The 20,565-nt window shown below is 59.2% G+C and carries 15 protein-coding genes and 3 tRNA genes; 1 reads left to right on the top strand and 17 read right to left on the bottom strand.

Annotated features, from left to right (window positions below; genetic code table 11):
• Window positions 1-7: 7 nt before the first annotated feature.
• From AUL39_RS05170 to AUL39_RS05250, 17 genes are all read right to left on the bottom strand, one after another.
• Window positions 8-2,437: a serine/threonine-protein kinase gene (locus tag AUL39_RS05170; protein WP_059054384.1), complete on the bottom strand. Its 2,430-nt coding sequence runs from the start codon at window positions 2,435-2,437 to the stop codon at window positions 8-10.
• A gap of 35 nt (window positions 2,438-2,472) precedes the next feature.
• Window positions 2,473-4,605, bottom strand: coding sequence for a serine/threonine protein kinase (locus AUL39_RS05175; protein ID WP_059054386.1), 2,133 nt, complete (start codon window positions 4,603-4,605; stop codon window positions 2,473-2,475).
• Window positions 4,606-4,723: 118 nt separating this feature from the next.
• Window positions 4,724-7,180, bottom strand: a complete 2,457-nt coding sequence (locus AUL39_RS05180; RefSeq protein WP_059054388.1) for a serine/threonine-protein kinase — start codon at window positions 7,178-7,180, stop codon at window positions 4,724-4,726.
• A gap of 44 nt (window positions 7,181-7,224) precedes the next feature.
• Entirely contained in the window at window positions 7,225-8,064 is an 840-nt protein-coding gene (locus AUL39_RS05185; protein ID WP_160327035.1) for a PP2C family protein-serine/threonine phosphatase, read from the bottom strand.
• A 63-nt stretch (window positions 8,065-8,127) separates the two neighbouring features.
• On the bottom strand, window positions 8,128-8,463 hold the full coding sequence (locus tag AUL39_RS05190) for a DUF4176 domain-containing protein (protein ID WP_059054392.1): 336 nt from the start codon (window positions 8,461-8,463) through the stop codon (window positions 8,128-8,130).
• A gap of 44 nt (window positions 8,464-8,507) precedes the next feature.
• The gene (locus AUL39_RS05195) at window positions 8,508-9,692 is read right to left on the bottom strand and encodes a hypothetical protein (RefSeq protein WP_059054395.1); all 1,185 of its coding nucleotides are present in this window, start codon (window positions 9,690-9,692) and stop codon (window positions 8,508-8,510) included.
• 11 nt (window positions 9,693-9,703) lie between these two features.
• The gene (locus AUL39_RS05200) at window positions 9,704-10,099 is read right to left on the bottom strand and encodes a hypothetical protein (RefSeq protein WP_059054397.1); all 396 of its coding nucleotides are present in this window, start codon (window positions 10,097-10,099) and stop codon (window positions 9,704-9,706) included.
• Between the two features lie 17 nt (window positions 10,100-10,116).
• Window positions 10,117-10,413, bottom strand: coding sequence for a WXG100 family type VII secretion target (locus AUL39_RS05205; protein ID WP_059054399.1), 297 nt, complete (start codon window positions 10,411-10,413; stop codon window positions 10,117-10,119).
• Window positions 10,414-10,415: 2 nt separating this feature from the next.
• Window positions 10,416-10,733, bottom strand: a complete 318-nt coding sequence (locus AUL39_RS05210; protein ID WP_059054402.1) for a hypothetical protein — start codon at window positions 10,731-10,733, stop codon at window positions 10,416-10,418.
• Window position 10,734: 1 nt separating this feature from the next.
• Window positions 10,735-11,244, bottom strand: a complete 510-nt coding sequence (locus AUL39_RS05215; RefSeq protein WP_153001574.1) for a hypothetical protein — start codon at window positions 11,242-11,244, stop codon at window positions 10,735-10,737.
• Between the two features lie 31 nt (window positions 11,245-11,275).
• A complete protein-coding gene (locus AUL39_RS05220) occupies window positions 11,276-11,542 on the bottom strand; it encodes an EsaB/YukD family protein (RefSeq protein WP_059054406.1) in 267 nt (88 codons plus the stop codon).
• Window positions 11,539-16,194 carry a type VII secretion protein EssC gene (gene essC, locus AUL39_RS05225; RefSeq protein ID WP_059054408.1) on the bottom strand — a complete coding sequence of 1,552 codons (4,656 nt, stop codon included), beginning with the start codon at window positions 16,192-16,194 and terminating at the stop codon, window positions 11,539-11,541. Before essC ends, AUL39_RS05220 begins: the two co-directional genes overlap by 4 nt.
• A 188-nt stretch (window positions 16,195-16,382) precedes the next feature.
• A tRNA-Val gene (locus AUL39_RS05230) sits at window positions 16,383-16,457 on the bottom strand.
• Between the two features lie 50 nt (window positions 16,458-16,507).
• Window positions 16,508-18,391, bottom strand: coding sequence for an acyltransferase family protein (locus AUL39_RS05235; RefSeq protein WP_160327037.1), 1,884 nt, complete (start codon window positions 18,389-18,391; stop codon window positions 16,508-16,510).
• Between the two features lie 237 nt (window positions 18,392-18,628).
• Window positions 18,629-19,003: a hypothetical protein gene (locus AUL39_RS05240; protein ID WP_059054412.1), complete on the bottom strand. Its 375-nt coding sequence runs from the start codon at window positions 19,001-19,003 to the stop codon at window positions 18,629-18,631.
• A gap of 151 nt (window positions 19,004-19,154) precedes the next feature.
• A tRNA-Ile gene (locus AUL39_RS05245) sits at window positions 19,155-19,230 on the bottom strand.
• 42 nt (window positions 19,231-19,272) lie between these two features.
• Window positions 19,273-19,348: transfer RNA gene (locus AUL39_RS05250), tRNA-Ala, on the bottom strand.
• Between the two features lie 317 nt (window positions 19,349-19,665).
• On the opposite strand from AUL39_RS05250, the gene AUL39_RS05255 reads away from it, so the two are divergent.
• On the top strand, window positions 19,666-20,502 hold the full coding sequence (locus tag AUL39_RS05255) for an alpha/beta fold hydrolase (protein ID WP_059054414.1): 837 nt from the start codon (window positions 19,666-19,668) through the stop codon (window positions 20,500-20,502).
• Window positions 20,503-20,565 lie beyond the last annotated feature (63 nt).

Below are 20,565 nucleotides of genomic sequence, written 5' to 3' on the forward strand. Positions count from 1 at the left end.
ATGCTGTTCAGTAACCCGTGAGATACCACGCCTTGGCACTTCTGACGGTTCCGCCCTCGTCTATGGTAAGAAGGGAATAGTTACCTAGCGCCGCGTCGATGACTCCCGAGAGACCGAGATCGTACGTCCAGAAAAGGTATTGGTCATTCTTTGAGGCAAAGCCCCCGTATAGCACGTTTCCCCCGGATGTGACTCCGAGAAATGCCTCGCAGCAAGTGTCCAGTTTATTGATTCCGCTCCAGCTAGAGAGCTCGTCAGCGCACTGACGGTACCTCTCGTAATACTCTTTCCCATCAAGATAATTTGGCGTGGCGTGAACTGTGCCATCGGAACCAATGGCAGCGTAGACCTCACCCCCATCAACGCACTGCACGATATCATGCCAAGAGCGTATGGCATCCCCGCGGGCGTCACCCTCTCCGTAAATGCTCCAGCAGGTACCATCCTGCATGAGGACGATGTCGCTGCTATTCTTGTTTGCTGGGAATGCCAGCGCTGGTTCGTCAGGCCAAGTTGAGGCAGCGCTGTCTCCCACCTGAACAGTCGAGCCGGCGGGAATACCATGGAAAGAACCCTGTGGCACATCAAACGACTGTCTAGACCCGTCGGTCGTGATATCCTCGCCGTACGTTGTTGTCTCCAATATGAAGTCGGCGATTTCCGACCACGACCCGGACGTGTCTGAAGCGATTTCATCGTTGAGCTCGCCCCAGGAGGAGACGAAGGTTCCGTCGTCTCGCTGTCCCAGCGCAAATATCTCGTAGCCACTGCCAGCGTCGTGGATTCCAAAGCGGACCTTCCGGAGGTTCGTCCATTGCGCAACCTCCTTCATCATCCCCACAAAGTCGGCGGATACGCCATCATCAGCATCGGTAGGCCAACAGACGACAAAGGTACTGCCATCTGCGCAACGAATCACGAAGCACGTCCCAAGGTTCGTGCCGCCATTTTTGCAAACTCCAACAATCGAGGTAGCAGAGCTCTCTGTTGCATCCGAATAATCGTAAGTCAGCCAGGGTTCATCACTACTTCCCTCCGACGAGGCTACGACGATGCCGTCTGACGCCAAGATGTTTTCAACAGAGACAATATTGTCAGCCGTTGTGGTGCCAGAATTGGCACCATGGTTATTGCCGATACCTTCGTTTGATTGGCTGAGTAGGAAGGCGCCTGCCACTGCAGCAGCACCCTCAACGCCAGCAATGATGAATCCCCTTCTCGATACGCCGGTGCTTCCCTTGCTGGCGAAAGGCACTGGAATGGATTCCATGGGCGCATCGACGGGTTTGGGAACTTTCTTAGTCGGAGCAGTGTTGGTGTGTTCTGAGCATCTGCTTGCTTGTGACCTGCCTGCGGTGGCAGTCGACCCATACGAGCTCTCGTTGCTCCCGACAGGTGAGTTACCAAAGACTCTCTCTACCGTGGCACCTGTCGTATCCCCCCAATTAGTGTCGGACGATGTAACCGTAGAGGCCCCATGCGGGATAGTGGCTGTTGCCGCGGCCTGTGTTGGAGCTGATGCGACGGAGGGCGTGCCTCCTGCGAGCAGGGCCTCCAGATCGGCGACCATGTCGTCTGCGGAACGGTAACGGTCCTCGGGGTGGTAGGCGCAAGCCTTGAGGACGACGGCGACGAGAGCGTCGCTCCCGTGCTCGGGTTGTGGAATCGGCTCGCCAGAGACGCGCCTGGCTTCGGCGCGTGCCCCGTCGCCCTGCGATAGTCTGTCGACGGGCATGAACGGGAGCCGATAGCCGTTTAGCGCCCAGTAGAGCACGAGGCCAAGCGAGTAAATGTCCACCGTGCGGTCGTACTTTTTTCGGAGAACTACCTCGGGCGCCATGTAGCTCTCCGTGCCGGCCATGGTGGCTGTCCGGGTGCCATCAAACGTACGCGCAACGCCAAAATCGCCGAGCTTGAAGATGCCATAGCCATCCACCATGATGTTGGCCGGCTTTACGTCGCGGTGGATGATGCCCTTCTTCTCGCAAGCGGCCAGGGCGCGCGCGATGTCACGGCCAAGGGTTGCCACCTCGGCATCCGTGAGCCTTCTCCCTCCAATCCACTGCACGAGGGGCGTGAGGAGCTCCATCCGGATGAGGACGTCCCAGCCGGGGCCGGAGGGCTGTCTCACGGTTGCCACGTCTTGACTCGCTACGACGTTTGGGTGATTCCCCAGAGACCGCACGAGCTGGTATTCTCCGACGAGCTCCCTCGCCTGCTCACCGTAGCTTCGCGAGAGTGTGTCATCGTCGTAGCCAAGTGCGTAGCCTTCGGCTGACTGCTCGGCGGGAATGCGCATCACCTTGAGGGCGCTTCTCTCGGTGAAGCCCTCCACATCGCGGTCTATCTCCCAGACGCTGCCATAAGAACCCCCGCCAAGGCGGCGCACCGCCCTCCAGCCGGGCCAAGGGATTTGTATGTCGAGGGATTCAGCCATATCTTTGCTCCTAATAAAAAGTCTCAGCGCAATTTCTAGCGCCGTATGCTAATTGCCGAGCGGGCCTCTTCCAGCTCGCCAACACTGGCGATTGCGACATTTCCGTTATCGTCGATTGCGACAATCAGGCCACCATCGGAGGCGGAGCAGTCAGCAACAGCCGCGTCAACAATTCCCGAGATGCCGAGGTCGTAGGTGTTGAATGCCGGCGCGTCATCCCAGTAGTCAAACTCGCCAAGCAACAGATCGCCTTCGAACGTGACACCCAGGAACGTGCCATAGATGCCATCAAGCTTCCTGATGCCGTTCCAGCCGGCAATTCCCTCTGCAAGCCTGAGGCATTTCTCATATTCCTCATCGTCCACGGGATGCCAGGTGGTGGCATGTACCCTGCCATCGGAGTCGACGGCGGCGTAGATACTTGCCCCGTCGATGCACTGCACGATGCTTGTCCAGGAGCGTATGGCATCGCCGCATGTGAATCCCTCGCCGTAACTGCTCCAACAGGTGCCACCCTGCGTGAGAAGGATAGCAGTGCCCTCCGCGTTTGCAGGGAAGGCACGTGCAGGCTTATCGAGATAGGGTGGCCCATCAGGCATGTCAACGCTTGAGTTCTGCAGCAAGGCCAGCTTCTGCCACTTCCCACTATCGGTGATGATCTGAATCTCACTAGGTCCTGTGATCGCGAAGTCGACGATCCCGCATCTGGAGCCGAGAGAACAGGCCGCGATCGCTTCGGCAAGGTCATCAGAGGTCGAGACGAAGCTCCCATCATCGCGTAGGCCGAGCGCGTATGAGACGTCCCCCGAGTCGCTGCTGCAGTATTCCCCGAAGCACACCTTTTGGAGATTCGTCCAACCCGCAACCTCCTCCAGCATGTCCCCGTCCGCTTCCCCGGATGTTGTGACCACAGTGCTGCCGTCCTCGCAGCGGAGTACAAAGGTACCGTCATCGCAGGCCCCTACAACCTCGGTAGCGTGACTCGACGTCACGGACGAGTAGTCGCAGGGTATCCAGGAATCGTGGTTGCCGAACGCGGAGCGGCCGTCTATCGATTTCCTGGTTTGCCCAATGCGCGCTGTATCGAAGGAGACCGCATCTGTCTCTCCGACCTCATGTGACTCCACGGGCAAAGGGGTGCTTTCAAAACCGCGGCCGACAGTCGCACCTTCGTCATCCTCCCAGTTGGAGTCCAGATCTATCTGGGTGTCAGCCCTTCCATGCTCCGCTGGGTTGGGCTGTTCGGGTATTGCGGACGTTATGGCTGCCTTCGCAGGGAAGTTATCCAAGTCCGCCATCATCTCAGTGGCCGACTGGTATCGTTCCTCCGATCTGTAGGCGCAAGCTTTCAGGACAATGCGTGCAAGCTCTTCCGGGCAGCCTTCGGGGGCGGGAATCTCTTCGCCGGAGAGCCTCCTGACCTCCGCGCGTGCGGCGTCGTCTGCGGCGAGCATGCCCTTCGGCATGAAGGGCAGCCGGTACCCGTCCAGCATCCACCACATCACGAGCCCGAGGGAGTAGACGTCGACCGTCTGGTTGTACCGCTCATGGCGCGCCACCTCGGGGGCCATGTAGCTCTGGGTTCCCGCCATGGTGGCCGTGCACGTACCCTCGAGGTTCCTGGCCACACCGAAGTCTCCGAGCTTAAATGTCCCCCACCTGTCGGCAAAGATGTTCGCGGGCTTCACATCCCTGTGCACGATGGCCTCGGACTCGCAGGCGGCTAGAGCGCTGGCGATGTCGTGGCCAACGTGGGCAACATCCACCGGAAAGACGCTGCGACCCCGTGCCCATGCGGGCAGTGGTTCCAGCAGTTCCATGCGGATGAAGACATCGTATCCCGGAGTATCCTCATGATGCACCTTCCCGACATCCTTGACCGAGATTACGTTGGGGTGCGCGAGCGACGCCATGAGCTGGTACTCCCTGAGCACAGTGTCTGCCCTCTCGCCGTAAGCGGCCGTGACGCTCTCCTCGTCGTAGCCCATGTCGAGGGAGTCGTCGTATCCTCCCTCCGGGGGTACGCCTACGACCTTGAGCGCACAGCGCTCCGGCTTTCCCGCCACCTCGCGTTCGATCTCCCACACGCTTCCATAGGAGCCGCGACCCAGACGGCGCACCGCATGCCATCCGGGCCAGGGGATATGTATGTCGAGGGATTCTTCCATCTCTTTACTCCCGCCAGGTATTGCGTTTCGTGTTGAGCAATCATCCGGAACTGCTCAGAGAGTCGGCTATTGTGGGCATGTCAGCTCCAGTTACCTTCCCCTGCCGCTAGCCCTTGCCTTATAGTCTCATTAGCAGTTTGTAAGCCCGCGTGGCCTTCACTTGCCCATCCCCGTCAATCGTGACGATCCAATCTCCTATAATTTTCGCGTCTACGATTCCGGAGAGGCCGAGGTCCAAAGTGTTGAGCTGACGCCAAGTATCCAGGATCAGCACATCGCCTCCGGACGTGACGCCAAGGATAAGGAGGGCGGCATCCAGCTTGCTGATGTCACTCCATCCAGAGAGCTCTTTGACGATTTGCTGTTGTTCATCGTAATCACTGTCTTCTTCTTCGTCACTAGATGTCGCAGCGCGCACCGTTCCATCCGAGCTGAGGGCGGCAAAGATAGGATACGCATCGATGCACTGCACGATACCTGTCCAGGAGCGTATGGCATCGCCGCACAAGCCGCCTTCTTCGTAGGTGCTCCAGCAGGTGCCGTCCCGCATGAGGAGGATGCGCGACCCGTACCCGTTGGCAGCGAAGGCCTGCACCGGCCCGCTGGGATAGAGTGAGCCACCAGGGGCTGTCCGACCCGATGCGGACAGGACCTCGAAAGGCAAGTCACCCACACCGTCGTACGTGCGCAACCACTCCCCGCCGACGGTGATGACATCCACCTCACTGACTGATACAGAGAAGTCGGCGACTCCGCTCCAGGAGCCGGACGTGTCGGATGCAATCTTATCGGCGAGCTCAACCCATGTGGTGACGAAGCCCCCGTCGTCGCGTTGCCCGAGTGCATATGGCACGTAATCCGTGCCGTCAGAGTGCTCTCCAAACCAAACCTTGCGGAGGTCAGTCCATGCTGCTACTTCCTCCAATAGCTCTTGGTTTGCATCGCCTTCTGTTACAACAAGGGAGCTGCCGTCACGACACCGGAGCACCAATACCGCAACAGAGCCAACAATATCTTTCCCTACAATCTGCGTCGCGGGACTCGGAGTCGCAGACGAATAATCGCAGGCTACCCGGTCGCTGCCTCTTGAATCGACTGGGAGCGTGATGATTCCAGACGTGGATGCGCTGACGGTTGTGCTCGAATTGTCCACGTCATCCGTTGAGGACGCGCTGGAGGATGTGTCGCTGTTGGAAGTATCCGAGAATGTTGACGTGCTGCTGCTTGAGGGTGTGCTGCCCGATGTACTCCCGTTCTGTCCAGCTACTGCAAATCCCGCAAGCGCAGCTGCAGCAGCTGCTGTGCCTCCGATGATGAAGGCCCTCCTGGAGATTCCGGTACCCCCGTTTCCCTGCGCGCCCGCCTTCGGCTCCGGGACAGGGGGAGCGGGCTCCGGGGGCTCCTCGTTCCGGGGCGACTGCTTGGGGTGAGCCTGGGGGGCGCCGGTCTCCAACTTGCCTGCCGGCTTAGCCTCCCCGCCGGGAGTGTGCCCGGAGGGACCTACCACCGTGGGGCCGGCCTCAAGAGGGACGGCTACAGGAGTCGAGCCGTTGCCATGGTCCTTGCCGATGGTCTCGCCTCCGGCGTCGACCCAGTTGTTCTCCTCGGTGCCGGTCTCTCTCCCGCCATGCATGACAGGCTCGGTTATGTTCGGCTCGGGAGCGGGAATCCGTCTTCCTTCTAGGAACGCATCCAAGTCCTTGACCAGTTCCGCGGCTGACTGGTAGCGGTCCCCCGGCCTGTAGGCGCAGGCCCTGAGGACTATGCATGCGAGTTCGGACGGGCAGTTGTCGGGGGTGGGGATCGGCTCGCCTTGAAGTCTCATCGCCTCTGCGCGTGCCACGTCACCTGGGGCGATGCTCCCGGCCGGCATGAACGGCCCGCGGTACCCGTTGAGCATCCACCACATCACGAGGCCGAGGGAGTAGATGTCGACCGTCTGGTTGTAGCGCTCGTGTCTCTCTACCTCGGGCGCCATGAAGCTTTGGGTGCCGGCTACGGTCGCGGTGCGAGTACCCTCCATCGTGCGGGCGACTCCGAAGTCGCCGAGCTTGAAGTCTCCCCACTCGTCCACCATGATGTTGGCGGGCTTCACGTCGCGGTGGACCACTCCCCTCTTCTCGCATGCCTCCAGGGCTCTGGCGATATCGCGGCCAACTCTCGCCGCGAGGCGCGGGTCGGCGTCCCTGCCCTTAAGCCATCGTGGGAGGGGCGTAAGGAGCTCCATACGGATGAAGACGTCGCATCCGGGGTCTCCAGCGTGAGACACTTTGGCCACATCACGGCAAGCGACAATGTTGGAATGAGAGAGCGACGCCATGAGCTGGTACTCGTGCAGGACCTGGTCAGCCTGTTTGCCGTAGCTCTCCGAAAGGGTGCCCTCGTCGTAGCCAAGGCCGAGCGAACCGTCCCAGTCGCCCTCCGGGGGAATGCTCACGACCTTCAGGGCGCATCTCTCGGGCTCGCCGGCTACGTTGCGCTCAATCTCCCAGACGCTTCCGTAGGAGCCGCGGCCAAGACGGCGAACCAATTGCCAATCCGGCCAGGGGATGACGATGTCTGGGGTGTCGGGCATGGTCCTGCTCCTCTTAGGATAAACGAAGTAATAAAACGTGGCGATTAGCCGGCGAAGATGACAAGCGTGGTGATGTTGTCTCTGCCGCCAGCCTCAAGTGCGGAGCGGATTAGTTGGCGAACGCACTCCTCGGGACTCTTTCCCTCGTCTAGAATCTCGCAGATGCGGTCTTCCTGAACCATGTCAGTCAGTCCGTCACTGCAGACGAGGTAGACGTCTCCCCTCTTCACGGTTCTCCTGCTTACCGAGGGTTCGAGGTTGAAGACTTCTGGATCGATTCCCAGGTACTGCGTGAGCATGGGCTTCCTGTCCACGATGCCCACAGCCCGCATCTCTTCCTCGTCGGTATGGTCAACAGAGAGCTGCCGCATATTCCCATTTCGAACGCGGAAGACTCGGCTGTCACCTAGGTTCACGGTCCACACGCATCCGCTTAGGAAGTAGAGCATTGCAAGGGTGGAACCCATCTGCTCAGAGCCAAGGTTGAAGGCCGTGTGGTAAACCTCCTGGTTAATCAGGTTGCACAATGCGATGAGGCTGCCCTCAACCCCATCGAGCTCGCTGTCCGGGATTGTGCGGCGACCGACCAACCAGTCATGCACTATATGTGCGGCCTTCTCGGAAGCGACCTCGCCGTAGTCGCCGCCACCCATGCCATCGAAAACACCAAAGAGACGTGGGAAGCCCGTCTCCCAGTCCACGCCACCCACTCGCATGGTAAGCACCTCGTCGCCCAAAGACTTCACGTTATTTGGGTCTTGGAGGTAGTCACCATCGAAGCAGAAGTTGTCTTCGTTCTTTGGGCGTCTCTTCCCCGTATTACATCCACAGGCGCAGTAGAGGGGGACTGGCAGTCTACCAACCGCAGCGTCAATGAAATTCATGATGCCCATAGTGCCGAATCCCCCTCTGTTCGTGGGTGCAGGAAGACAAGGATGGTATTACTGCTAGTCTTCGTTCTGCGCCACGGTGGCGTCCTGAGCGGTGAGCTCACCGGCTGCCGCAAGCTCTTCGGTGTGGCGAGCTTCCACGAACTTCAGGAGCTTTTCGTAGGGCTCGAAGGACTCGTCCTTGTAGCCTTCGAAAATGACATGGTCGATGTCAGTCATCTGGAAGCCAAGCTGCGACATTAGGCTTACGCTACCCGCGGGATAGGGAACGCCCAGATAGTCTGCGAACGCATCGGGCTGCTGACCAAACTGCTGCATGTACCCGATGATCATCACTGGCACCTGTCCGCCCTTTAGCATGACAACGGAACCGATGGGAAGGATTCTGTTCATGGTTTCCTCCAATGGGAATCTTGGGGACTGATGGGATGCTCTGCTTACTTGCTGAACACTGAATGGAAGAGATTGCCAGCCACATACTTAACCGCATCGACGCCGTCGTCGATGACATCGCCCACGCTGTGGGTCGCGTAGTAGTTCTGGTAATAGCTGTCCGTCTCGCCGGTTATCGCTTCGTGAACCATGTCCATGGAGCTGCCGACCATCTCATAGATGTTGGACACGCCACGCTCTGAATACTCTTCTTTCGCGACGTTCCGGAAGTAGCCGAAGACAGGGTCGGCATTCAGACCCTTTCCATCAGCTGCGTCGCCCAAAATGAAGTCCTCGGCTCCTTGGCCAACCGTCTCGATGATGTTGCCCGGCACGGCCTTCCAGGTCGTTTCAGCTGCTGTCTTGACGACATCACCAAGAGAGCCGCCGTTAGCAATAGTGGTCGCGATGTTAACGGCTCCCGTAGCTGACTCTTTGACAGAGTTCTTGATGACAGATGACTGCTCGCCAGCCAAATCGATCGTGCCGCCGCTCAGCGCTTTTCCTAACTCCGAGATGGCAGCGTCGTTCGATCCCGTGATTCCGCAGTTCTTTGCCCAATCGGATTCAAGAGTCTTGCTTACGACCTTGTTCAGACCCTTGTCTTCGATTTTTTGCAGAACTGTCTTGTAATCGCCGTTCACGATATCCTGAACGTAGCCGACGACTTCATCACTCGAGACACCAAGTGACTTTAAAACCTGCGGGTCGTCACCAGCCAACTTGAGGAACTCCTTGAGAGTGGCGGCCTGGTTCGAGTTAAGGTCGGCACCCTCGATGTAGTTAGCGATAGCGGACATGTTCCCACCAAACGAGTCTTCACCACCGCCCTCCGCGGAGTATCCTCCGCCTCCGGCTGTATAGGCACCTGCCCGTTCGGTGGCCGTGCTTTCGCCCGTGACGGAGCTGATGAGCGACTGCAGGACCGAGCCGACCTCCGAGTACGAGAGGGCTGCGATCTTGGCGGCACTCGAGCCATTGGCGAGCATGCTCAGGATGCTTGAGAACGATTTCTGCGCGCTACCGATTTTACCCGTGAAGTTGCTTGCAAGCCCTTCGCTCCAACTGCCATTCATGAGGTCGAGAATGCTTTTGACCGTCTGGAATGTATCGTCGTACTGCTGCTGAAGGTTGGCAATCTCCGTCGCCTGTTCCTGGAGCGACATCTGAGAGAATTTGACCTCTGACATGATTGCGCTCCTTAGTACAAGATCATATTGCTGAAGTCAGCAATGTTGGGAGTATCCACCGTGGATGTCCCCTCGATTGCGGGAACAGCATTCACGATTGTGGCAATGACGTCGTCGAGGTTGCCCTGCTGCTGGATGTAGCGCTGCTCTGCCTCATCGGCAAGATCCGAGGACTGCTTGACCGCGTTGTAAAAGGCCTCGGCATTGGACTGCAGCGTCGTAGCGAGCATGCGGTTCTCAAGGGTGTACTGGTTGATCCTGGTTCTCTCCGAGCAGTACCAGTCGTTATGCACCGTAATGGCGTTGAGCTGCGCCTCTGCATCGGTCAGCGAGTCATTGAGCTGGCTTGCCGTCTGGGCAAGCGACCTCAGCTCCTCGGTATCGATATTGAATGTCACACCTGCCATGCTGTCTCATCCCCTTCCTAGAAGGCGTTCCGGATCATCTGTGCGCACTGCTGATCGAGATTCTGGAAGTCGCTCTCGACAGACCCCGCATACTGCTTGAACGCATCGAGCACATCGACCATCTGGTTGGCCTGCTTCATGTACTGGGACATGACTTCGGTGTAGGCGTTGGCGGCCTGACCGCCCCAGCTATCGCCGATGCCCTGCACGACAGAGCCCAGATTGCTATTGAGGGACGAATAGGACTCGATGGCGCTGTTCATCCTGTTGACAGCATCGGTGAGCCCCTCGAAATCAATGGTGATCCTGGACATTGCTAGACGCTCCCTCCTTGGATCTTCTGCGCGAGCTGCGCATCCATCTCGGTGTACTTCCAGACGGTCTGGCTGATGAGGTTCTGGGCAGCCGTGAGGTGGGAGTTCAGATTAGAGATCTGTTTCTCGAGCCTCTCGCACTGCTCGACGATGGCCGTCGGAATGCTCCCCTGCATGTCTGCAGCCCCATTCTTGAGCCTCGCGATTGCATCCTGTGCATCCGTGAGCTCTTGCATAGCCGTCTTGATCTTTGCGATGTCCGATGCCGCGGCATCGCTGTTGATCATGACGGCGCCACTCTCGTTCGTCAGGTTCGGCATGCTATGCAGCTCCTTTCAGTAACGCGACGGCCTGGGCGCATGCTTTGGCGTCCAGAAGCTCGTCTTCTCCGTATTCCTTGCGGCTGTATCCTGTCCGGACATCCGCCAGCTGGATCACTGCGGCATCCCCGCCTGCCAGAAGCGCATAGATGTCCTGGTCGCTCACCTCATGGAAGGCGATTGCCCCGCCATCGAGCGTGCCCTCTACGACGCGCCCATCCTCCAGATGGAAGGTGTGGACGGCCTCCCCGATTCGCAGACGTGCCTCCCTGCCAGAGAAGAGCACCGGATGGAGAAAACCTGCCACCTCAGGCATGACCTCGGCATCGCCGGAGAAGTCGGTCTCGATGAGTCCCTCGTCCTCAAGAAGCTCCATGGTCTCCTGCTCGCGTATGGCCGGACGCTTCGTGATGTCCGGCATGGCGGCGATGTAGCCATAGTCGATGTAGCGAGCGCCCAAGAGCTTTCCAAGGAAGTAGAGCTCCATCGGGGTTATCGTAAGGTCTCTCATGGCACCACCTTCCTTCCTCATGCCTGTAGTCCTACTTGTATGTGCCGTTGATAACCAGACGGTCCCCGCTCCAGACCCCTGCATCTGCCAGCGTCTCCCCATCTGTCAACACACGGTTGAGACGCTGACAAAAGAGCTGGTATGGTGGGCCAAACTTGATACGAGTTGGGTCGTAAGCCTTGAGTACCTGCGCGATGTCACTCGCTAAGGATCGAGAGTCCTCGCCAGTTGGCAGTTCCAGGTCATAGTCAAAGTTCTTCATGGTGTCAGAGACCGTGACGATCACAAAATCCCTCATAGTGCGCCCCCTCTCTTAAAGAGGGTCACACGGTTGTCGACCACGAGTGCGCTCTCGTTATCATCGAGGTATGCAATGCCACAGGGGTCATCTGGTGAGATGTGCAGGAAGTGGTAGTCGCCAACTGCCCCGCCCGAGACGATTGCCACCCCGGCATTCACGGCAAGGTCCGTGACAAGGTCGAACTCATCGCCGACGAGCTGGTCTCGGGCTGCAGAGGCTATGGCGACGAGCCCAAATTGGCCTCCCTTTGAGAGAATCTTGCGTAGTGTCCTCTGGCCGGCAGGGGTAAGGGCGCCCGCTACCGTTGGTAGGCCATCGATAACCAGGCACTCCTGCTGGAGGCCCGAGAGCCAGGACTTCTCGTCAAAGCCCGGCTCCGTCTGGCGAGCCCTGCGGTCTTTGAGCCGGTCGTTGAGGAGGTTCGCGACTGATTGAACGGCCTGCTCGGCATCTTGCGGGGCAAGGCGAATGACCTCGTTATCCTGACGCGATGACAGCAAATCAGCCAGCGAGTCGAACAGCTGACGCAGGTGGCTCTCGTCGCTTCCGGAAACAAGTACAAGGGGATTGGCGGTCAGATCCAGGACTGCGGGCTCGAAGTCCTCAGAGCGCGTGCCTAGAGGAAGCTGCGTCCGTATTGCATAGATGCCAGGCGCCGCGGCAGGCATTGCGACATCTGCGACGGATTGTCCCTGCCACTTCTGCGGGGCTTGGCCGGGCGCCTGAGAAGAGGCGGCTGCCGCGGCTTGCGCGTTCTTTTCCTTCTCTGCAGAAATCTGCTGCCATGCCTCGGTCATCTTGTGGCACATCTCCAGGACCGTTGCGTGGCGGTCCTGCTCCTCCTCGCCCTCGGCGTACATGGCGGTGTGGAAGGCGACGGGAGGGTTGCCCTTCATGAGCGCGCGGCCGGGGCAGTTGGGCAGGCTTATGCCCGAGGTGGGGCCAACGAGCGAGGTGTAGTCGCCCTTGTCGGACATCTGCAGGCACACACATCCCTTGACTAGCTGCTGGAACTTAAAGCTCAGGCCCATCGTGGAGGTGTTGGTATAGACCATGTGGATGCCATACGGAGCGCCAGAGCCGGCTATGTCGGACATCACGTCAGTGAACTCAGGTGACGTCTCGAAGAGCGGTCCGAGCTGGTCTACGAGTATCACGATGGCAGGAAGCGCGGGCGAGACCGTCTCGTGGTAGGCGCGCAGCGAGTTGACTGCATGAGCCAGAAAGGCCTTCTTGCGGGTTGCAAGCTCACGGCGCATGCGCATCACGAAGGAGGCAACATTGTCCTCGTCCTGGTTGAGCGTCACATGGGCAACATGTGGCATGCCCGAGAACTCGCTGAGCGACCAGCTTCCGGCGTCCACAATCTCCATGCGCACCTCGTCAGGCCCGAAGTGCTCGGCCAGGGAGCAGATGATGCTCTTGAGGAAGGTCGTCTTGCCTGATCCGGGCGATCCGTATACCGCGTAGTGGCCAACGTTGTCGAAGTCCAGCACCTGCGTGCCCTGCAGCTGCTGCGCAGGGACGTCGAAGGTGCCGATGGGGATGGCAAGCCTGTCCTGGTGGGCTGGCCATGTAGTGCCATCGTAGACCTGGGCGCCAGCGACGTCTGCCATGGGGATGAGGTGCGGCAGCTCGGGCAGCCACGGGCCAGCCATCTTCTCCAATCCAAGCTGGCTGCACACGTCGTTGATGTGCCGCACGATCACGGCGAGCTCGTCCTCGCCAGTGGCCTTGCGCTTGGCGTTCTTGACGGGCGTGATGCGGTTGCCGGTGGGCTCCACAATGCGCACCTGGTTCTCGCCCTGGAAGCCATGCTGGGTGCCGCCGGTGTACTCCGCCGCGCTGTAGAAGGATTGGAAGAGGTCAAAGAACTCGTCCTCCCCCACTCGGATGTATGCACGGCCGGACTGTGTGATGCGTGCGGCATCGGAGCGCTTGATCATCTCGCGGCTGTCCGCCACGTCCTGCACCTTCATGCAGATGCGGAAGCGAGAGTTGGCGTTGATCTGGTCGTTGACCACGCCGGCGGGCTTCTGCGTTGCGAGGAGCATATGGACGCCTAGCGTACGGCCGATGGTCGCCACGGAGTTGAGCTCTTTCATGAAGTCGGGCTCCTCCTTCTTGAGCTCGGCGAACTCGTCCGTGACAAGGATGAGGTGCGGCAGGCGAACCTTGGCGGTTCCATCCCGGAAGGCCTTCTGGTACTTGTTGATGTTGTTGACGCCTACCTCGGCAAAGAGCCTCTGGCGGCGCTTGAGCTCGCTCTTGAGTGCCACGAGCGAGCGACCGATGTTGCGGTCGATGTTGGTAATCTTGCCCACCACGTGCGGCAGAGGCGCCATGAGGTCTGACATGCCGCCGCCCTTGTAGTCGATGATCACGAAGTTCACGTCATATGGCGAGAAGTTCACGCACATCGAGAGAATCCAGGTCTGAAGAAGCTCCGACTTGCCCGAGCCCGTAGTGCCGGCGAGAAGACCGTGGGGGCCATGCGACTTGTCGCCGTCCTTGACGTCCAGCGAGAAGATCTTGCCTCCGCGCATGACTCCGATGGGTGCCGCCAGCGTGCGCCAAGGTTCGCTGGACTCCCAGCGCTCGCGGATGTTCAGCTCTTCTGGTGTGCGAACGCCATAGCCCTGGAGGAAGGTGACGGACGAGGGAATCTCGGCCTCGGCGGCACTGCCGGAGAGCTCGACTGCGGCAAGGCGTCGTGCGTACGCGTCGAGGTCCCTCGTATGCACGTGCTCGTCCTGCTCGAAGAAGATGCGCTTGTCGAACTCGTCCTTCTTGAAGACGCAAGGCCGCCCACGCATGTCCACGATGTACTGGCAGCCTTGGGGAAGCTGGTACTCATCCTGGGCGAGAAGGATCGTCGTGCAGCCAAGCGACGGGTTGTTCGAAGTGAGCACGTCGTAGACAGGTTCGCGTCGCATGGCATCGGGGTTGTCCACGATAACGACGAAGTGCGGTATGACCGGAGGGTCGTCGGGACCGTGATTCTTCGCCACGGGGGCGCCAGTGCTGTCCTCGCTCGTGAGTCCGCGCTTGCGGATGACGTCTGAGAGGATGTCGCAGATGGTGTGGGCGCGCTTCTCGTTGAAGGCGGTGAAACGCACCTGTCCGCTCTCATCCCAGGTGTGAGGGAGCCAGCGAAGCGCTGCCCAGAACTTGCGGGACTCTGGCGAGAAGAAGCACACCAGACGGACGTCCGATGCGCTGTGCTCGCTTGTAAGCTCGACGAGGAGCGCCCTCAGCTCGTAGGTGACAACATCGGTTGGCCCTATGATGCCGACCGTCTGGATCTGCTCGAGCGGAAGCTCCACGGGGATGTCGTCAACGTAGCGGGTCTCCTCGATTATCTGCGTGGTGAGCGCTTCGAGCTCCTCGTCCGGCTCCATCTGGTAGCCATCCTCGCTCGTGCGAGCACGCACCTGCGCGCAGAGGAGGTCCCGGCCAATTCCCAGACGAAGGTTGAGGAAGTCACTGTCTACCGGCTGGCGCTCCCAGAGGTTGCGCTTGAGCTTGAGCACCGACTCGATGCAGGCCGTGGGAGCGAGGTTCTCTTGGAGCATGATGCGACGCTGGACGTCCGCGATCTTGCCAATGCGGGCCTTCTCGTTTGCGATGTAGGCCTGGTAGGTCTGCTCACGGAGCTTCATGTACTCCTCAATCTGCTCCTTTTCCTCCTTGCTCATCTTCTTGGACATGATCATGCTCGCGGCAGGAGAGATCATGTACGCCATGCGAGGAAGGAGCGAGATTGGGTTGAGTGCGCCGCCTGCCAGGCCTGTGGCCATCATGACACCGCTGCTGAGGAGGTACATCCAGTTCATGCCCTGCCTGGCCGATGGGGACATGGAGGCGGGAGGGCTTGAGAGCACGATGGTGTCGGTGGGGAGCATCTCGCGGATTCGCGGAGAGAGATGGTAGACGAGCGATTTTGGGAATCCGTTTGCCTGGAGTTCCTGCGGGATGAGCTTTGGTTCGAGGAGGTTGATAGGCTGGAGAAGCCCGGGGGCTACCGTGAGTGCGCTCCCCATGTTGTGGAAGTGGAGCGCGCCGCTCTCGAGCGTGAAGCGGAAGGTGAAGATGGAGAGAACGTCACCGCTCTTCATGACGGTCTTGGTGATGCGCAGGCCGTTCATGTACGTGTGGTTCGTGCTCTCCAGGTCTTCGATGTGAGGCTTGCCGCTGGTGCAGACAATACGCAGGTGGTGACCAGAGACGATTGGGTACTTGAGGACGACGTCATTGTCGCTTGCGCGTCCGACGCTAATCGTTCCCTGATATGGCAGGTCGACTGCGACGGTGTCCTCTCCACAAATTCGAGATATGTAGAGCTGCGCCGTGCTAAACGTGTCATCCACAGCAGTGTCCGGGATTTCTCCCAGGGGGCTAGTTGTGTCGATGGGAATGTAAGTGAGCTCGTTTAGGGTAACGGCGAGCCTGCTTGTTGCGAGGGGCGCTTTGCACTTGACGTCTATGCGGTCACTGCCGGCGGTGGCCTTAAGGACCATAAGGTGGTCGGCGGAACCAGAGACTTGGATGTCATCCTTCTTGTACGTGCCAAAGGAAACATCTCCTGGATTATCCAGGAGCGTAAAGTATTCGCGTCCGCGGTACCTAAGCACGACCGAATATGACATCTCGCCACCAAACACAAAGTTAAAGATAACGTCATTTACCTAACAGTGGCTAGTATACGTGTGCACTACATAACAGCAATGTAAAAAGATATATATGCCAGCAGATGGCCGGCAGGCGGCATATCGGTGTTGTAGAGATACTAGATAAGAAAAAAGCCCACGGAAAAATCCGTGGGCTCGCAAATTCATGGTGGGCGATGCTGGATTCGAACCAGCGACCCCATCCGTGTGAAGGATGTGCTCTACCCCTGAGCCAATCGCCCGTGCGGTTTGTTATATTACCAAAACAATCCGGTTTGGCAACCGAGAATTCCTACCTTCCCGTAATTGCCGCTCGAAGCATCAGCACGTAGGCGTCCGCGCCCTCGGGACGCAGGTGTGTACCGTCATCCCAGAAGTACTCGTCGTGCCCGGCACTTGTCTCGTACCAGTCGATGACCTCGCAGTTGGAGTAGTTGACTGCCACCTGCTTGAACAGGTCGTTGTTGATGTCCTGGAGGGCAAGGGGTACGCGGGCGGTCACGAGGTACACGCGTTTGCCTGGGTCGACCGCCTCGACCAGAGCCTTCACTTGGTCTTCGGTGGCAACGCCATTGTCGCCAAGCGACCACACCACAACATCGCCATCATGTCCCGCGGCTACGTCTTGCGCATAGGCATCTGGGCCGTCATAGATCTGGCGACCAACCACGGCGTCGATGTAACCGTTGGGGAAAATGGTATTGAACTGGTTGATCGCTCCCGCGGGAACAGAGTCGCCAATGAGAATGACCTTGGCGTCCGTGGCGCCCGTCTCGGCGTCGACGTCGTAGCTCACGTTGTTGATGGACGAGAAGGCACCGTCAAACGCAGTTCCGGAAAAGTAGGTGCCGGAGTCGTCGTAGCTCTCGAGGCTCTCGGCCTGCTCGGTAAGAGGCGACTCCTGCCCAGCAGCCATCGCCTGCGGCGTGTTGGCTGTCTCTGCATTGAGCGGGACCAGCAGGAGCACCGCAACCGCCACAATACCAACGCCTTCCATGACGAGCCTCGGAAGCGGCTGCGCGAGGATACCGCGCGTTAGCCTCGAATGAGAAACGCCACGCTGCCCACCAGCAGCGCGAGCGCCCACAAACGACGGGACGGCTGGAAGCGGCTGCGCCGGCGCCTTCTCGAGGAAACGATACGAGAGCTCTGAAAGCGCCACAATTGCCGCAAACTCGAGGACCCATCCCCACCAGGGCAGGGGCGTGGTCTTTGTGGCAGGGTTGAGAATGACAAGCAGCGGGTAGTGCCACAGGTACAGAGCGTAGCCCCGCTTGCCCGCCTCTGCCAGAACGGGAACGCCAAGGGCCCGGCCAACGAGGGTGTGGTCAGGGCGGCACATACATCCCACAAGAAGGGCCGTGAGGACAGCGGCAATAAGAATGCCGCCTCGGTACACAAAGTGGCTGTACCCATTGAAGGCAAACATCATGGCAACAATGCCGCAGAGCGACCCAAGCGCAATAACGTCATACACAAATCCCGGCACCCCACGCTCCCGCAGGGCCGGCACAAGCCTCTCCAGCCGGATTCCTCGCCCGCCGGTTGCAATGGCGAGAAGGGCTCCGACCAGAAGCTCGGCGGCACGTGTATCTAGTCCATAGTAGATGCGAGCGGTGTCCGCCGTGGGGTCAAAGAGCACCCACATGGCAACTGAGGAGGCAAGGATGAGCGCACACAATGCGTAGCACGCATGGCGACGGGACGGCACAACACGCGAGAGCAACAGCACCACAGGTGGCCACAAGATGTAGAACTGCATGACTACGCCCAGGTACCAGAAGTGCGTGAGCGGCGAGGGCGCACCAGCGGCGGCAAAGTAGGACACCTGGCGCACAATGTAGTAGATGTTCTCGTAGAACAGAAGCGCCGGAACGGCATCGCTCTGAACTTTAGGAAGCAAGTATGGGGCGAGAATGGCCGTGAGGATGACGGTCACGCCAACCACGGCGAGCATCGTAGGCCACAGGCGTACCGCGCGTTTGAGAAGGAGCTTCCCGTACTCAATCGAGCCAGTGCGTGCAACCTCACGCTGGATTGAGAGCGTAAAAAGGTAGCCAGTAATTACGAAGAAAACCGTTACGCCAAAGAAACCGCCAGAGAGCCAGGTGGGATTCGCGTGATAGATAACAATACCGAGAATGGCTATGACTCGAAGGCCGTCAAGGCCAGCCACACGCCGAGAGCGTGCGCGGGTTGCGGGCGGCTGCGAACCTCCACCGGTTGCGGGACCCACAGAACCGCCACGCCTGTCTGTTGCCACACTTTCCAAGCCTGTCTACTCCCACACGTTTGCCATCGATAACCCGAAATCGAACAATCCTATTCTATGGCAAAGCGCAAGGGGGCCTAGGGGTACTTTTAAGGTATGACAACCAACCTAGGGCACACGTGTGAGTCTTGTCGTGCGCGGTTAGACCTTCTCGACGCTCTTCTTCACAGCAGACGTTGCGATGGTAACGAGAAGCGCCAGGAAAAATGCCACGGCACCAACAACGATTGGTGCCACTTGGCCGTTAGCAAACGCAACGTCACCAGCGCAGAGCGCACCCGTTGCTACCGTAGCCCCGGCTGAGGGACCCATGAGCTTTGGTGCGTTGGAAGGAACGTTCGCAACCCTCGCTCCTCTTGCCCCCAAGAGCAGAGCGACCACCGAAGCAACCACAACAAAGAGATCGGTGATATCGACGCCGAGAATCGCAAGGACTATTCCCGCAACAACGCAGGCACACCCTGCAATGAGCGCAGCAATGCCAGAGAGCTTGAGCCTCTTTGCTTCCGGAGACATGGATAACCCCTAATCGACGAAGCTGGCCACGCTATAGCGCGGCAACTAAACGGAATTTGTATACCCATTAGGCTGCCAAGGGTTTCTCGCCACGTCTTTGAGACATGGAAAAGCTCCCCCACCGGCTGAGGATGGAGGAGCTTGCAAGGCATGGTGGGCCCAGTAGGATTCGAACCTACAACCCAGGGATTATGAGTCCCCTGCGCTAACCGTTGCGCCATGAGCCCGTAAGAAAAAGGGCGACGGCAAATGCCGCCGCCCTGAATGTATGGTGGAGAATAGGGGGTTCGAACCCCTGACCTCGTGACTGCCAGTCACGCGCTCTCCCAACTGAGCTAATTCCCCGTGGGTTGGTGCGGGAATTACTATACCAGACGAGAATTCTTGGTCAACAACTTTTTTGAAAAAGTTGGAAATGACGCTTGTCCGACGCTTTTCCGAGCCGATGTAGAAAAGGCTCGACGCCATGCAGAGCAGTGTCCGCGTGGCCAGCCGCCCCTCTCCGAAAGGGTTCCTGGCCCCTCTCGCAGAGAATAGCTCTTTTTCTTAATCACCTGCCACATTTGCGCAGGCAACTAATAACGGTAATAAGAATAGGAGCTAAACTCCGCCAACCGCCTTGGCTGCTAGGATGGAGCCAGCAGGCAAACGAAAGGAGAACCATGAGCGCAGAGCGCACGGAGTCACGCTATGTGACAGTCGAACCGGATGTCCAAATCCACTTCTGGGATGCAGGCGAGAAGGACGCGCCGGCCCTCATCTTCATCCCTGGCCTCACCTTCTCGGGCAAGGTCTTCAAGCACCAGCTGGAACACTTTTCCAAGAGCTACCGCGTGATCCTTGTCGACCCCCGCGGCCAGGGTCTCTCTACCAAGTGCCCGTTTGGCAATGATTACCAGACCCACGGTCGTGACCTCATCCGCCTGGTGGAGCACGAGGGCATCGAGAGGCCAACGCTCATCGGCTGGAGCTGCGGAAACCTAGAGGCGTGGAGCTACCTTGAGCAGGCGGGGGTCGAGTCCGTCTCCGGTTGTGTGACGGTTGACATGTCCCCGCTGCCTCACAACGAGGACCCCAAGGCCTGGACGGAGGGAACGCCGGCCGAACTTTCGGAGATCATGACGCGCACGCTGAACCATCCGGAGACCGCAGCGGGCTTCTGGGACAGCTACCTACGCGAGGTCATGTGGCAGGGGCCGCTCACGGACGAGCAGTACGAGTGGTTCATCGACATGTCCAACCAGACGCCCTTCTGGGTCACTCACGAGCTCTTTGGCGACGCGATTCTCTCCGACTACCGAGCCACCGCGCAGGAGGCGTCCGAAAAGATTCCCACGCTCATGTTCATTGCCGAGCACTGGGCAGACGTCGCGGAGCCGTACTGGCACAGCCTCTGCCCCAAGACCCCCACGTATGTGATGGGCGGCCACCTGATGGCCATCCAGTATCCGGACCGCTTCAACCAGCGGCTGGAAACCTTCCTCACAACCGGAAAGTAACGGCCAAGGCCTCGCGGGAATCCCCGCGAGGCCTTTTTCGGTACCAACAACCCCCGGAGATCA

The sequence above is a fragment of the Tractidigestivibacter scatoligenes genome (assembly GCF_001494635.1).
In the GTDB taxonomy this organism is placed as follows: Bacteria; Actinomycetota; Coriobacteriia; order Coriobacteriales; family Atopobiaceae; genus Tractidigestivibacter; species Tractidigestivibacter scatoligenes.

What these genes read in the sequence shown, in the direction of transcription:
- AUL39_RS05255 (WP_059054414.1), top strand. Translation starts at nt 19,666, where the DNA reads ATGAGCGCAGAGCGCACGGAGTCACGCTATGTGACAGTCGAACCGGAT.
- AUL39_RS05240 (WP_059054412.1), bottom strand. Translation starts at nt 19,003, where the DNA reads ATGTCTCCGGAAGCAAAGAGGCTCAAGCTCTCTGGCATTGCTGCGCTC.
- AUL39_RS05170 (WP_059054384.1), bottom strand. Translation starts at nt 2,437, where the DNA reads ATGGCTGAATCCCTCGACATACAAATCCCTTGGCCCGGCTGGAGGGCG.
- AUL39_RS05195 (WP_059054395.1), bottom strand. Translation starts at nt 9,692, where the DNA reads ATGTCAGAGGTCAAATTCTCTCAGATGTCGCTCCAGGAACAGGCGACG.
- AUL39_RS05175 (WP_059054386.1), bottom strand. Translation starts at nt 4,605, where the DNA reads ATGGAAGAATCCCTCGACATACATATCCCCTGGCCCGGATGGCATGCG.
- AUL39_RS05185 (WP_160327035.1), bottom strand. Translation starts at nt 8,064, where the DNA reads ATGAATTTCATTGACGCTGCGGTTGGTAGACTGCCAGTCCCCCTCTAC.
- AUL39_RS05205 (WP_059054399.1), bottom strand. Translation starts at nt 10,413, where the DNA reads ATGTCCAGGATCACCATTGATTTCGAGGGGCTCACCGATGCTGTCAAC.
- essC (WP_059054408.1), bottom strand. Translation starts at nt 16,194, where the DNA reads ATGTCATATTCGGTCGTGCTTAGGTACCGCGGACGCGAATACTTTACG.
- AUL39_RS05200 (WP_059054397.1), bottom strand. Translation starts at nt 10,099, where the DNA reads ATGGCAGGTGTGACATTCAATATCGATACCGAGGAGCTGAGGTCGCTT.
- AUL39_RS05180 (WP_059054388.1), bottom strand. Translation starts at nt 7,180, where the DNA reads ATGCCCGACACCCCAGACATCGTCATCCCCTGGCCGGATTGGCAATTG.
- AUL39_RS05215 (WP_153001574.1), bottom strand. Translation starts at nt 11,244, where the DNA reads ATGAGAGACCTTACGATAACCCCGATGGAGCTCTACTTCCTTGGAAAG.
- AUL39_RS05190 (WP_059054392.1), bottom strand. Translation starts at nt 8,463, where the DNA reads ATGAACAGAATCCTTCCCATCGGTTCCGTTGTCATGCTAAAGGGCGGA.
- AUL39_RS05210 (WP_059054402.1), bottom strand. Translation starts at nt 10,733, where the DNA reads ATGCCGAACCTGACGAACGAGAGTGGCGCCGTCATGATCAACAGCGAT.
- AUL39_RS05220 (WP_059054406.1), bottom strand. Translation starts at nt 11,542, where the DNA reads ATGAGGGATTTTGTGATCGTCACGGTCTCTGACACCATGAAGAACTTT.